Origin of the sequence: Arthrobacter sp. Rue61a (genome assembly GCF_000294695.2) — a bacterium.
GTDB lineage: Bacteria > Actinomycetota > Actinomycetes > Actinomycetales > Micrococcaceae > Arthrobacter > Arthrobacter aurescens_A.
Genome location: NC_018531.1, coordinates 3,734,461 through 3,747,608 on the forward strand (window position 1 = coordinate 3,734,461; position 13,148 = coordinate 3,747,608).

Genomic DNA, 13,148 nt, shown 5'->3' on the forward strand with positions numbered 1-13,148 from the left:
TGCTCCGGCGTGACTTGGTTGCGATCTCGCCCTGATCTCGCCGAGGGGTTTGCTCTCGGGCTTATCGGGTGTTCTTACACCCGAGATCTCACCCCTCGGCGAACGGGTTAGCGCTTTGCCAGCTGGGCGGGCTTGATTGTGGAGAGTAGGGCTGCGGCGTAGGCCTGATGGCCGGCCGGATTCGGGTGGAAGTTGGCGTCCGGCAGGCGATTGAACGGGGGCACCGGAGCCGGGACCAGCACAATCCACGGTTCAGCTGAGTTGACCGCATGCCCGCGGAATCGCTTGGTCACGTCAACGAACACCGCATTGACCTCACTCGCCTTCACCGCTGCTGCAATGGTCGTGTTGAGAGCAGCGACGGCCCGGTTGACCTCAATCTGGTGCTCCACAGAAACAATGGGCACACCGTTGATGGGATCAAAGAGCAGTGGGTAGCCCATCACCGCGATGGTTGCTTTTGGCGCGGCTTCGGCGATGTCCCTATAAAATTCCGCAAGCGTCAACTCCAGGCCCGGCAAGAGGGACATGGCATTATTCACGGCACCTTGGCAGATGATGAGAGTCTGCGTGAGGCAAGCAACCAGAGCATCCCCACTCCCAATGTCATTGGCGCCTGCCGTAATACTGACGAGCTCCGCAGCAGCAAGCTCGTTCCCCAGGCCGCTAATCTGGGCCGAAACCGATGGAATGGGAACCTCGTCGAGAGTAAACAAGAGCGCCCCATGGCACGCCCCGTTCGCCAAAAGGTTCACGCGGCCTGTATCGGCAACCACATCCACGTAGCCGCCCTCGCTTTGCCAACAAATTGCGTCTGCATACAACCCGCCGGCCCCGGTCCCCGCCGTATACGAATCACCGAGCGCAACGTAGTCCACCGGTGGCGGCGGGGCGGCAGTAGCCGGACTTGCCGTAAATCCTAAGGTGAGCGCCAGGACCGCAAGCGCGCCCGCAAAAGCGGTGTGCCGCCGTCGTAATTGATGAGTTGCCATTGTGAATCCCCTTTTTTACCGCTCGATGGGGCTCCGGTTCCGCATGCGCGGAAGTCGCGGCTCGCCCACCAGTCGGCCGCGCACCCGGGGCAATGTGTTGGCTAGATTACGCCTACGGGTGTGATGGGGAAAGACCTTGACAGCACGCCGAGGGGTTAGTTCTCAAGGCTTACGCGACCGGATAAGGCCGAAAGCTCACCCCTCGGCGAACCAGTTACGCGCTGTACTTCTCCAACCGGAATTCCAGCCCATTCCGGACGGCCGGCCATTCGTGTTCGAGGATGGAAAAGACCACGGTGTCGCGGAGGGCACCATCCTTGCTGCGGGAGTGGTTTCGAAGCACGCCGTCCTGTTTGGCACCGAGCCGGGCGATAGCCTCACGGGACTGCTGGTTCATCCAGTGCGTGCGGAACTCCACGGCCGGGCAGCCCAGGGTTTCGAACGCGTGGCGCAGGAGCAACAGCTTCGAATCCGGGTTGGTTCCTGTACCGTGCGCCGACGCGGCATTCCACGTGGATCCGATCTCCAAGCGAGGCGTCTCGGCGTCGATATTCATGTAAGTCGTCATGCCGATGAGCTTGCCCGTGGTGTTGGACCTGGTGGCAAAAGGCACCATGGTCCCTTGGGATTGCAGCCCCAAGCGGCGATCGATTTCGGCAGCCATGCCCTCGGGCGTAGGGACCGAGGTGTACCAGAGCTTCCAGAGATCACCGTCGCGGGCAGCGTCCACCAGGCCGTGGTGGTGTTCCTGGCTCAACGGCTCCAGCGTCACGAATTTTCCGGTCAGGGTGATGGGTTCGATTGAAGTCACCCGGATAGCCTAACCGCCGCGCAGCCGTCAGTCGGTCCAGTCGAAGAAGCCCTTGCCCGTCTTGCGTCCCAGCTCGCCGCGCGCCACTTTGTCCCGCAGAATCTGCGGCGGAGCGAAGCGGTCGCCCAGCGTGGAGTGAAGGTACTCGGCAATGCCCAACCGGACGTCCAAACCAACGATGTCCGTGGTCTTGAGCGGACCAGTGGGGTGCTTGTAACCGAGGACCATGGCAGCATCGATGTCTTCCGCCGACGCCACGCCCTCTTCCACCATGCGCATCGCTTCAAGGGCAATTGCCACGCCGAGCCTTGAGGACGCAAAGCCAGGAGCGTCATTGACGACGACGGCGGTCTTGCCAAGTGCCTCAGTCCAGTTTTTCGCTGCTTCAGCCAGTTCGGGAGACGTTTCCTTGGCCAGCACCACCTCAATGAGGGTTGACGCAGGCACAGGGTTGAAGAAGTGCAGCCCCACGAAGTTCGCGGGGCGGCGAAGCTCGTTGGCTAGCCCCGTGACCGACAGCGAGGACGTGTTCGACGCCAGATAAGCATCCGCGGACAAGTGGTCCTCCACAGCCTTCAGCGCTGTGACTTTGAGATCGTAATCCTCGGGCACGGCCTCCACCACGAGACCGCAGTGGATGAAGGATTCGTAGTCCGTGGAGGTGCTGAAACGGGACATAACGTCTTCGGGGGTTTCGCTCAAGGTACCGCGGGCCGCGGACTTGGCAACGGCATCAGCAACGCGACCTTGCGCTCCGGCCGCTGCCTCGTGATCGCGTTCCACCACGATCACAGTGGCACCCTTGGTAAGGAAGGCATGCGCGATGCCGGCGCCCATCCTGCCTCCGCCCAGGACTCCAACGACGTGCGGGATGGCGGGAGCTTCGGTCATTTCTGGGTCCTGTCTTGCGTGGGTACGTCGGGTGCGGCGGCGGTGTCAGCGGCGGGTAGGGCGGTTTCTTGCGAAGCTTTCGCGGACTTCTTATCCAGGAAAGCCTGCATGCGATCAAACTTGGCCTGGGACTCGAAGAGGATTCCCTGGGCAAGGGTATCGATCAGTGGGTGGGCTTCTGCCGGGGCGTGGAACACGGATTTGGTAATCCGCACGGCCAGAGGGTCCTGGCGTCCGATCCTGTCCGCCAGCTTGTGTGCCGCATCCATGAGCTCGGGTGCTTCGTGGATCTCCGTGATCAGGCTGATTCGCAAGGCTTCCTCAGCGCGGAGCACGGCACCGGCCAAGAGAATTTCCTTGGCTTTAGGTTCGCCCACCAGTTCCTTCAGCCGCCAACTGGCACCGGCTGCGGCCAGGATCCCCAAACCGGTTTCAGGGTTCCCGATGCGGACGCTCGGAGTTCCAATGCGGAAGTCGGCAGCGTACGCGAGCTCGGCTCCCCCGCCAAGGCAGTAACCGTCCAAGGCGGCGATCACGGGCATGGGCAACTTGGCGATCCGGACAAAGATCGTGGAGTTGATCCCCTGCAGGGCGTCGTCCCGGCGGCGTTCGCGCAACTGTCCGATGTCCGCACCCGAGGCGAAAACGCCCTCGGTTCCGGCAATGATCAGTACCTTCGGGTTCCGCTCAAGTTCAGCGCAGACCAGGTGAAGCTCGTCCACCATGGTCTGGTCGATCGCGTTACGGACCTCGGGACGGTTCAGCAGAACAGTGAGGCGGTCCCCGCGGTCCTCGATGAGAAGTGTGGAGAAGTCTTTCGGATCCAGCGCCATTACACGCCTTCCAGCAGCATCGCGGTACCTTGTCCGACGCCGATGCACATCGTCGCCAATCCGAGCTTAGGTCCGGTAGTTGAGGCCAGTTCCCGCTCCATGCGGCCCAGCAGGGTGATCGCAATTCGCGAGCCGCTGGAACCGAGCGGGTGCCCCAAACTGATGGCGCCGCCGTCGTTATTCACGATGTCCGGGTTCAGCCCGAGGCGGCGCATGCTCGCCAACGATTGGGTGGCGAAGGCTTCGTTGAGTTCCACGGCGCCCAGCTGATCCACGGTGAGGCCGGAGCGAGCCAGGACCTTTTGGGTGGCCGGGACCGGGCCGATGCCCATGATCTCCGGTTCGCATCCAGCCGAGGCGCCGTTGACGATGCGGGCGCGAGGGGTCAAACCAAACTTCTTGATGGCGGCCTCGGAAGCAACGATGATGGCCGAGGCGCCGTCGTTGAGCGTGGAGGAGTTGCCGGCCGTCACCACGGATCCGCCGTGAACCACCGGGCGGAGCCCAGCGAGTACGTCCATGGTGGTGCCTTCGCGGGGACCCTCATCCGTGTCCACCACGGTCTCCGACTTTCGGGTCTTCACCGTGACGGGAACGATCTCGTCCTTAAAGCGCCCACCGGCGATTGCGGCCAAGGCGAGCTCGTGGGAGCGGACAGCAAAAGCATCAGCATCCTCGCGGGAGATGTTGTCCACGCGGCCCACTTCCTCGGCCGTTTCAGGCATGGAGTAGGTCATCTTGCCGTCACGGGAGAGCTCGCCTTTGGTGAAGCGCGGGTTGGCGAAGCGCCAGCCAATGGACGTATCGAATATCTGGCCGGGCTTGGCGAACGCCGTGGTCGGTTTCTCCTGCACCCAGGGGGCCCGGCTCATGGACTCAACGCCACCGGCCACCACGATGTCCGCCGCGCCGGACTTGATCATCTGGCTGGCCATGATGATCGCGCTAAGGCCCGAGGCACACAGTCGGTTGACGGTGATGCCGGGGATGTGGAGGGGAAGTCCGGCCAGGATGGTGGCCATGCGGGCCACATTCCGGTTCTCCTCGCCCGCGCCGTTGGCATTACCGAGGATCACCTCGTCAATGGAGTCAGGATCGACGCCGGCACGCGCCACCGCTTCCCGGACCACCAATGCTGCGAGATCGTCCGGGCGGACGGAGGACAGTGCCCCACCGTAGCGACCTACAGGCGTGCGTGCGCCGCCAACAAGAAAAGCCTCGACCATGAGAACATCCTTCGCGAAGTGAAAGGGACCGGTCCGGAATAATATACCGACCGTTCGTTCTATAAAGATTACACGGCAGGGCGGGCCGGTCAACAGCTGAGCCCTCAGTTACAGATCAGAGGAGACCGGCCCCAGCCCGGATCAAACCACCCTGATTCCCAAGTGTCCAGCGAGCAGCGGTGCCATGAGGCTCAGCTGATAGTCATCGATCACCACTCCTGCCAGCCCCGCCAGACCGTTGATTCCACGGAACTCCGAGGTCCGCAGATCCACGTCCTTTAGCTTGGCGCCCGTGACATCCAACGTGCCGATGGTGCAGTTCTTCAGCGCCAACCGCGTTCCCGTGCAACCGCCGAGGTCCAGCTCGTTAATGATGCAGTCGGAGATTTGGATATCCATGAGCTTGGAGCCTCGAAGGTTCACGTAGTCCAGCTTGCCGCCATCGATGCGGACTGACCGCCAGTTCCCCTCATAAAGTTCGGCTGAGCCCCACCTCGGATTGCTGATCTCCACGTCTTGCCAGGAACTCCGGGCAGCCATGAAGACCGGGGCGTACGGCTCCGCGAGGATGCATTCACGGAACGTAGCTCCCCGCAATTGGGCTTCGTTGAAGGACACACCGTTAAGCTCACACTCGATGAAATCCGCGCCGCTCAGTTCCTCGCCGTCGGCAGAAACGCGGGTGAGCCGGACGCCGTCGTACCGTTCGCCGCGCTGGAAGTCCGGGGCGTCGTCGTCACGCAGTTCATCCAACCGCACCGGCGAGATTTTGGGGGCCGCTACCTTCACAGCCACCATCAGAGCGATTCCGCTTTGGCGGCGATCTCGGCGAGGTCCTTACTGAGGGCCTTGCGGGTCATGCTCATCCCGATTTTCCCGAACAAGGCCATGCCCACCTTGCTGATAAGCGAAGGATTGATCATCTCGGCGCCGAAGGTCAGCGTCAGGTCCGTGCCGCCGTCGCGGTCGTTCAAGGTGAAGCGGGTGGTGTAGTCCGCGCCTCCCTGAAGCGCCTTGACCGTGGTGCTGCGCGGAGGGTCTGTTTGGGACACCCACATCTCTACTGTTTCCTGCTTGCCCATCATGGTGCGGGTTTCCTTCCAGCGGGTGCCCTCGCCGTACGGGCCCTCACTGAGCATCTGGATGGATTCGATGCCGGAGAGCGTTCCGGCCGAGCCGGGAATGTCCGAGATGACGGCCCAAACCTTCTCCGGGCTTGCGTTGACGTGCTGCGTCAGGGTGGTGGTGTGTTCCATATATTGAGCCTAGACCCGACCCCCGACACTCCCAACCGGGGTGCTCGTTGCGAGGCCCATTCTGCACGACTCACCCCACCCAAAAGGCGCAAAGCAGGCCCCACAACACAGGGGCGTTCGTTGCGAGGCCCACTCTGCACGACTCGCGCCTCCCTTAAGGCGCAAAGCAGGCCCCACAACACCAGGGGTGCTCGTTGCGAGGCCCACTCTGCACGACTCACCCCACCCAAAAGGCGCAAAGCAGGCCCCACAACGCGAACGGCGGACGCCCCCACCAAGGGAAGCGCCCGCCGTCGAGTTATGGACCGGAAGAGGGGTGAACCGGAAGAGTTAGCTGAACAGCTCGCTCTTGGGCTCGTTGTTCTTGACCTTCTGCCATCCGAGCCACAGCACCAGGGCGAAGAACGGAATGGTGGCGAGGGTCCACAGGCCAAGCAGGAAGACCTCACCGGTTTCCTTGTCCGTCATGGAGTCGAAACCGATCAGCACGGTGATGGCCAGCAAAGCGATGAGGCCCAACCAGCTGGTCCACGGTGAACCGGGCATCGGCAGGCTGGAGACGTTGCCGCGCTTCTTCCGCAGGGCAATCTGGCTCGCGAAGATGGAGCCCCACGTGAAGATCACGCCGATGGATGCGGTGTTCAGCGCGAGGTCGAACGCGTGCGAGCCACCCAGCCAGATGTTGAGCAGGATGCCTACAAGGTAGACGCCACCGATCGCCAGGATGGCCGCGTACGGCACGTGGCGTGTGGACATCTTGGTGAGCCACTGCGGTGCGTGGCCGTTGTTGGCCATGGTGCGGAAGATGCGGCCGATCGAGTACAGGCCCGAGTTGCAGGAGGACAGCGCGGCGGTGATGACGATCATGTTCATGACATCGCCCATCCAGCCAAGGCCCATCTGGCCGAACACGGTAACGAACGGCGAGGTGCCGGCCACGTACTGGTCGGACGGCAGCAGCATCGCGAGCAGCGTCACCGAACCGACGTAGAAGACAACAATACGGACCACGACGGCGCGGATCGCCTTGGGAACTTCGCGTTCCGGGTTTTCCATCTCACCAGCGGTAATGCCGACGAGCTCGATGGCGTTGTAAGCGAAGATCACGGCGTTGAGGACCAGGATCATCACCAGGCCGCCCTTGGGGAACATGCCGCCGTCTTCGTGGAAGAGGTTTGCGACGGACGCGTTGCCCTCGCCCACCTTGGCGTTGGTGACAACCATGAACGTGCCAACGGCCAGGAAGATCACGATGGCCGCGACCTTGAGGCAGGAGGCCCAAAATTCGAATTCGCCGAACGCCTTGACGCTGAACAGGTTCACGGCCACCAGCAGCACCAGCGCTGCGATGGCGGACAGTTCAATGGGCACGTTGGGGAAGAAGAACTGGAAGTACAGGCCGATTGCAATGAGTTCGGCAATGCCGGTCATGGCCCAGTTGATGAAGTACATCCACCCGGAGAGGAAAGCGCCCTTCTTGCCGAACATCTCGCCGGCGTAGCTCACGAAGGAGCCGGAGGTTTGGCGGTACATGATGAGCTCGCCGAGGGCGCGCATCAGCAGGTAAGCGATGACGCCGGCAATGGCGTAGGAGAAGATCAGGGCCGGGCCGGTGGAGGCGAGGCGGCCACCGGCGCCCATGAACAGGCCGACGCCGATTGCGCCACCCATGGCGATCATGGTGACGTGGCGGCGGCTCAGGGTCTTCTGATATCCCTCGGCGCTGAGGTTGGAGTCCGAGGCTGCGGATGAGGCCTTGGGGCTCTGGAGATCTGTGGGAGTACTTTGCGGCACAGCTGTTCCTTGTGGGTTGGGGTGTTGCTGTAGGTGTTACGCCAGTGCCGGAACACAGGCGGCTTTGGCACACATAATTCGAGCTTTTCCTCGTTTGAGGGTTCGAAGTGTGACAAAGAACGCAGAACGCCGAAGCTTCGCGCAACCCGTCTATCTTACGGGATTAACCACAATGCCCGTGACGCAGGCAACAAGGGGGCTGTAGATAACCGCTGTTCAGTCATGCGTCAGCACGATGTTCCCGGCCTCATCTGCGAAGACTTTGTAGGAACGCAAAGATTTCTCCCCCGTGGTGGAACAACCTGTCATCAGCTCGAAGGCGTGCTGATGGAGGGGACAGATGACCACGTTATGGTCGATGGTTCCGTCAGCGATCGGGCCGCCTTTGTGGGGGCAGACGCCCCCGACGGCGCGCAGCGTGCCGTCCCGTAACCGGAACACCGCAACCTGCTCGCCGTCGACTCCGTAGGCCCTGCCCTCCCCGAAGGGAATTTGGTCAACGGACCCCAAGACCGTATTCGCTTCGATTGCCGGAACGGACCGGGCGCTCATCGGACCGGCACCTGCGGGAGGACGGTCAATGGCAAGGAAGTCCGGAACTGACCGGGCGTCAGCGGATCATCCCGTTCGCTCCAGGGATCCACGTAGCTGTCAACGGACGCCTGCATGGCGGCGTCCAATTGGGCGGCGATCCCTTCGGAGTCGTCCAGAATGACGCTGCGAATATGGTCGATGCCTACCCGCGGAACAAACGAGTAACTCCGCTCCAGCCAGTTGGCGTTTTCCCTGTAGTACTGCATGAACCGGCCCGCCAAGAGTGTGACCTCTTCCGGTGTATCCACGGTAACCAGTAGGTCGCCTTTCCGGATGTGGGCGCCGGCCGCTCCCCCTATATAGATCTCCCAGCGTCCGCCTTCCACAGCCACCACCCCGACGTCTTTCACCAAGGACTCGGCGCAATTGCGTGGACACCCGGAGACCGCGAGCTTCAGCTTGGCAGGCGCTTCGATTCCTTGGAAACGGGACTCCAAAGAGATGCCCAGACCGGTGGAGTCACCTGTCCCAAACCGGCAATAGTCCTTGCCAACACAGGTTTTGACGGTGCGAAAGCTCTTTCCGTAGGCGTATCCGGACGGCATGTCCAGGTCAGCCCAGACCTGTGGCAGGTCCTCTTTCGGGACTCCCAAAAGGTCAATCCGTTGACCGCCGGTCAGCTTGATCATGGGAATGCTGTGTTTCTCCGCGACGTCGGCAATCCTCCGGAGCTGTTGAACAGACGTCACCCCGCCTTTCATCTGTGGGACCACGGAGAATGTGCCGTCGCGCTGGATGTTGGCGTGCACGCGGTCGTTGATGAACCGGGCGTCGCGTTCATCGATGTACAGATCGGCCAACATCATTTTCATAAGCGAAGCCAGCGCCATCTTGGATTTGGCATCCTCAACACTGCCCGGGGCGAGCGCCGCAAACACCTGGGAAACGGATCGCAGCCCGCGTGCCCGGATCTCGGCCATCAAAGCAGGCTTGTCCAAAGGAATACCGGGAACGTAGTAGCCCGCGGCCAAGTCTTCCTCCACAGCCCCGCCTGCGGCCCACTCCACCACCTGCGTGACCATGAGCTTGCACGAGCCGCAGCCTTTACCGGCCCGGGTAGCATCCATGGCCGCGGACACCGAAGCGCACCCGCCACGCACCGCCGCAACGAGCGCCCCCTTGGAAACCCCGTTGCAGTTGCAGACCTGTGCGCTGTCCGCGAGTTCGGCCACACTTTCTTCTTCACCCGGCGAACCGAGATCGAACATCAGCGAGAGCCGCTCCTCCGGAAGGGGCAACCCCTGATCGAAAGCTTGGGTCAGGTAAGCCACCTTGCGGTGATCGCCCAGCAGGGTGGCGCCCACCATTTTGTTGTCCCGGATGACGATGGACTTGAACACACCCCGGCCGGGTTCCGAGAACACGATGTGCTCGTCCGTGTCCCGTTCAGGACCGGAAAGGCCCATTGAAGCGACATCGACGCCGGCTACCTTCAGTTTGGTGGCGGTCCTGGAACCCAGATATGCCGAAGACCGATCCATCCCCGTGACCTGGTCTGCCAGTACGGCGGCCTGCTCCCAGAGGGGCGCCACCAGTCCGTACACCTCACCGCGGTGTTGGACGCACTCCCCTACTGCGTAGATGTCATCTTCATCCATGACGCGCAGTTGGTCGTCCACCACAATGCCGCGCTCCACTGCCAACCCACTCACAACGGCGATATCAACATTGGGTCTGATGCCTGCGGTGACCACCACCATGTCGCAGTCAATCTCAGTGTCGTCGCGCAGCCGAACCCCACTCAGCTGGTCTGAACCGAGGATCGCCGTGGTCCGGCTTCCTGTGTGCACCTCGATGCCCAGCGCCTCGACGCTTCGCCGCAGTATTGCACCGCCGTCGGGCCCTAACTGGGCGTTCATGAGGTGACCGCCTGAGTGGACAACAGCTACGTCCAGGCCGTTGGCCTGCAGGCCGTGGGCCGCTTCCAGTCCCAGCAAGCCGCCGCCAATCACCACTGCCTTGCGCCGGTGATCGTGGTGGGCCTCGTGGTGGGCGAACTGAATCATTTTCCGGGTATCGTCCAATGTCCTGAACGTGAAGACACCGTGCCTGACCGCGCCGCTGGGTGCGTAGACACCGCCCATGGGTGGCAGGTGTGAGCGGCTGCCGGTCGCGATGATCAGGACGTCGTACGGCTCCACGCGACCGTCGGCGGCGAAGACGTGCTTGCTGAACTTGTCGATGCGATCCACCCGGACACCCGCGTGCAAGGTGATGTTGTTCTCCCTGTACCAGGGCAGCGCATTGAGGAAGATGTCCGCATCGCTTTCCTCGCCGGACAGCACATGGCTGAGCATGATCCGGTTGTAGTTCCCATACGGTTCATCGCCAAACATGGTGATGTCGAAGACGTCGGCACCGCCCCTTGCCAGGATTTCCTCAACAGCCCGGGCACCGGCCATCCCGTTTCCGATCACCACCAGCCGCCGGCGCATCAGTGCTCCACCATCCCGAGATCCACCACAACGGAACCTCTCACGCCGGCGGGCGCAACGATGAACAGCTCAATCATGGAACCTCCATCGATGTCTTCCACCACCCTCAGCGGAACGTGCACATCGCTTTTGGCCCCGATGGGGAAGTAGCGCATGGGGACGCCGTCGCGCATGAGGACCACGGTGATGAGTTCGGGGCTGGAGTTGCCGCCGCGGAAGTACAGCGTCTGGTTCACGACGCCGTCCGGGACAAAGTGCGCCAGCTCGCTGTGGAGGGGGACCGGCTTTTCCATGCCGATGCCTTCGAAGGGGTAGATGCCCTGGAGGAAGAGGTTCTTGGCGATCACGGAAGTTCCTTTCGGCCGGCTTCCTTCCATGGTGCTCCGGCCGTGTTTCAGGACACTCGATGCCACGTTTCCGCTTGCAGGACAGGGGGTAACGATCACTTTGCAGGCGGCTCACCACGGCCGCTCGCAAACAGCCGCTCGCCAGCTACAGCAGTTCGCCGCCCTGCATCCCGTACCTGACCCAGTGTCCGCCCGCCCCGACCGGACCATTGCGGTGTTCGCCTGCGATGTCGGCACGCGCGCAGCGGTCAAACCATTCCCCCAGCGCGCGGTCGTGGCTCACGATCACCAGAGTCCCCGCAAATACAGCGAGCGCAGCCTCCAGCTGCTCCACCAACACTGGCGCCAAGTGATTGGTGGGCTCATCCACGATCATGGTGTCGTACCCGCCTAGAAGGAGGCGGGCCATGGCGAGCCGGCGCTGTTGCCCGGCTGAGAGACCTCCCACGGGAACATGGAATTCAGCGGGCCGGAACAGGCCCAGCCGCAGCAAGCCCTCAGCATGTTCGTCGATGTTTCCGCCCAGCCCCGCAGCGAACGCCGGAAGCAGGCGCAGCCCCGGCCGGGCCGGCACCTCCAGTTCCTGCTGCAGGTAACCCACGTTGCCGCTCACTGTGACGGTCCCGGTGGTTGGCTCGAGTGTTCCGGCAAGGATGGACAGCAGCGTGGACTTACCGGCCCCGTTGGGCCCGGTGATGAGCACTCTTTGTCCGGCTTCCACCCTGAGGTGGGTGGGCTGGAGCCGCCCGGGAGAGCTGACGCCGCGGGCCTCCAGCGCGGGTTCGGAAACGGCCAGAGCCGCCGCCCGAAGCGGTGCTGCCAGTTTCAGTGGCACAGGCGGCCTGTCCACTGGGTTCTCCTCGAGCCTGCGGAGCCGTTCCTGGGCGTTGCGGACTTTGCTTGCTGCCGCGCTCTGCCACGTGCCTGTTTTGAAGCCGAAGGCCATCTTGTCGTTGTCGCGCTTGCGGCCGTAGCCCATGCCGTCCGCAACTGTGGCGGCTTGGAGGCGTTCGGCGGCCATGGCGTCCAGCCACTGCTCGTACTCCTGGACCCACCGGGCGCGTTCTGCCGCTTTCTCCCGGAGGTAGCCTTCGTATCCGTTCCCGTAGCGGTTCACGGACCGTCGGTCAGCGTCCACTTCGATGATGGTGGTGGCCACTTTCCGCAGCAGGACACGGTCGTGGGAGACCACCACCACGGTTCCGCGGTGCGCAGCCAGCCGCGATTCGAGCCAGGCGGTGCCGTTGGCATCCAGGTGGTTGGTGGGCTCATCCAGGAGCAACGCTTCGGCCGGGTCTGCCAGCAAGCAGGCGAGGGCTACCCGCTCCTGCTCGCCGCCGGACAGGGATCCAAGCGTTCGACGGCGGTCCAAGCCTCCCAGCCCCAGCTTGTCCAGCGCTGCTTCAACCCGGGACTCGGCGGCGTAGCCTTCTCGGAGCTGGTATTCCGTTTGAAGGCTTCCGTAGAGCTCCAGTTCCTCGGAGTCAGCATCGGCGAGGCCGGTTTCGAGGTCCAGGATGCGCGCCTCCAAGGAACGCAGCGAAGCCAAGGAAGTGTCGATGGCATCGCCTACGGTCAGCGACTCAGCGAGTCCATGGGTTTGCGCGAGGTAACCCACGCGGTAGCCGGGGTTACCGGACAGACCTGCCGTGCCGTCGTCGGGCGTTTCAACGCCCGCCATGAGCCGGAGCAGGGTGGATTTGCCCGCGCCGTTTTCGCCGACGATTGCCACGTGTTCGCCGTGGTGAATCGTCAGGTCTACGGCGTGGAGAAGTTCGCGGTCCCCGTAGCCGTGGGAAACGCCGGAAAGGTGAAGGTGGTCAGTCAAGAGGGATCCTCGCAAGTCCGCAGTGGATGGCAGAAAGCCGTGTGGGTACTGGGGATGCAGCCGGGAAGAGGGGCTGCGCTCAAGACTTCATCGCTCAAGACTGCCCGGCAAAAAGGACCGAGTCAACCCGAGACACCAGTG

At 62.8% G+C, this 13,148-nt stretch carries 12 protein-coding genes; all 12 read right to left on the reverse strand.

All coding sequences use genetic code 11. The annotated features are described in order from the left end of the window. Window positions 1-107: 107 nt before the first annotated feature. Window positions 108-992, reverse strand: a complete 885-nt coding sequence (locus tag ARUE_RS16970; RefSeq protein ID WP_014922611.1) for an SGNH/GDSL hydrolase family protein — start codon at window positions 990-992, stop codon at window positions 108-110. Window positions 993-1,206: 214 nt separating this feature from the next. Next, window positions 1,207-1,803 (reverse strand): GNAT family N-acetyltransferase, encoded by a 597-nt coding sequence (locus ARUE_RS16975; protein ID WP_014922612.1) that lies wholly within the window; start codon window positions 1,801-1,803, stop codon window positions 1,207-1,209. Between the two features lie 27 nt (window positions 1,804-1,830). Continuing rightward, a complete protein-coding gene (locus ARUE_RS16980; RefSeq protein ID WP_014922613.1) occupies window positions 1,831-2,694 on the reverse strand; it encodes a 3-hydroxyacyl-CoA dehydrogenase family protein in 864 nt (287 codons plus the stop codon). Then, window positions 2,691-3,527, reverse strand: a complete 837-nt coding sequence (locus ARUE_RS16985) for an enoyl-CoA hydratase/isomerase family protein (RefSeq protein ID WP_014922614.1) — start codon at window positions 3,525-3,527, stop codon at window positions 2,691-2,693. Before ARUE_RS16985 ends, ARUE_RS16980 begins: the two co-directional genes overlap by 4 nt. Further along, window positions 3,527-4,753 carry a thiolase family protein gene (locus tag ARUE_RS16990; protein ID WP_014922615.1) on the reverse strand — a complete coding sequence of 409 codons (1,227 nt, stop codon included), beginning with the start codon at window positions 4,751-4,753 and terminating at the stop codon, window positions 3,527-3,529. The genes ARUE_RS16985 and ARUE_RS16990 overlap by 1 nt, the downstream gene beginning before the upstream one ends. Before the next feature lie 141 nt (window positions 4,754-4,894). Next, entirely contained in the window at window positions 4,895-5,551 is a 657-nt protein-coding gene (locus ARUE_RS16995; protein ID WP_014922616.1) for a pentapeptide repeat-containing protein, read from the reverse strand. Then, window positions 5,551-6,009: an SRPBCC family protein gene (locus tag ARUE_RS17000; protein WP_011775886.1), complete on the reverse strand. Its 459-nt coding sequence runs from the start codon at window positions 6,007-6,009 to the stop codon at window positions 5,551-5,553. The genes ARUE_RS16995 and ARUE_RS17000 overlap by 1 nt, the downstream gene beginning before the upstream one ends. A gap of 330 nt (window positions 6,010-6,339) precedes the next feature. After that, window positions 6,340-7,803: an amino acid permease gene (locus ARUE_RS17005; RefSeq protein ID WP_014922617.1), complete on the reverse strand. Its 1,464-nt coding sequence runs from the start codon at window positions 7,801-7,803 to the stop codon at window positions 6,340-6,342. Between the two features lie 216 nt (window positions 7,804-8,019). After that, window positions 8,020-8,355, reverse strand: a complete 336-nt coding sequence (locus ARUE_RS17010) for a Rieske (2Fe-2S) protein (RefSeq protein WP_014922618.1) — start codon at window positions 8,353-8,355, stop codon at window positions 8,020-8,022. Further along, a complete protein-coding gene (nirB, locus tag ARUE_RS17015; RefSeq protein WP_014922619.1) occupies window positions 8,352-10,832 on the reverse strand; it encodes a nitrite reductase large subunit NirB in 2,481 nt (826 codons plus the stop codon). The genes ARUE_RS17010 and nirB overlap by 4 nt, the downstream gene beginning before the upstream one ends. After that, complete coding sequence (locus tag ARUE_RS17020) at window positions 10,832-11,179, reverse strand: hypothetical protein (RefSeq protein ID WP_043471456.1); 348 nt, start codon at window positions 11,177-11,179, stop codon at window positions 10,832-10,834. Before ARUE_RS17020 ends, nirB begins: the two co-directional genes overlap by 1 nt. Window positions 11,180-11,324: 145 nt before the next feature. Next, window positions 11,325-13,007, reverse strand: coding sequence for an ABC-F family ATP-binding cassette domain-containing protein (locus ARUE_RS17025; protein WP_014922621.1), 1,683 nt, complete (start codon window positions 13,005-13,007; stop codon window positions 11,325-11,327). Window positions 13,008-13,148 lie beyond the last annotated feature (141 nt).

Coding starts and splice junctions, on each gene's coding strand:
- ARUE_RS17000 (WP_011775886.1), bottom strand. CDS start 6,009: ATGGAACACACCACCACCCTGACGCAGCACGTCAACGCAAGCCCGGAG.
- ARUE_RS16995 (WP_014922616.1), bottom strand. CDS start 5,551: ATGGTGGCTGTGAAGGTAGCGGCCCCCAAAATCTCGCCGGTGCGGTTG.
- nirB (WP_014922619.1), bottom strand. CDS start 10,832: ATGCGCCGGCGGCTGGTGGTGATCGGAAACGGGATGGCCGGTGCCCGG.
- ARUE_RS16990 (WP_014922615.1), bottom strand. CDS start 4,753: ATGGTCGAGGCTTTTCTTGTTGGCGGCGCACGCACGCCTGTAGGTCGC.
- ARUE_RS16970 (WP_014922611.1), bottom strand. CDS start 992: ATGGCAACTCATCAATTACGACGGCGGCACACCGCTTTTGCGGGCGCG.
- ARUE_RS16985 (WP_014922614.1), bottom strand. CDS start 3,527: ATGGCGCTGGATCCGAAAGACTTCTCCACACTTCTCATCGAGGACCGC.
- ARUE_RS16980 (WP_014922613.1), bottom strand. CDS start 2,694: ATGACCGAAGCTCCCGCCATCCCGCACGTCGTTGGAGTCCTGGGCGGA.
- ARUE_RS17010 (WP_014922618.1), bottom strand. CDS start 8,355: ATGAGCGCCCGGTCCGTTCCGGCAATCGAAGCGAATACGGTCTTGGGG.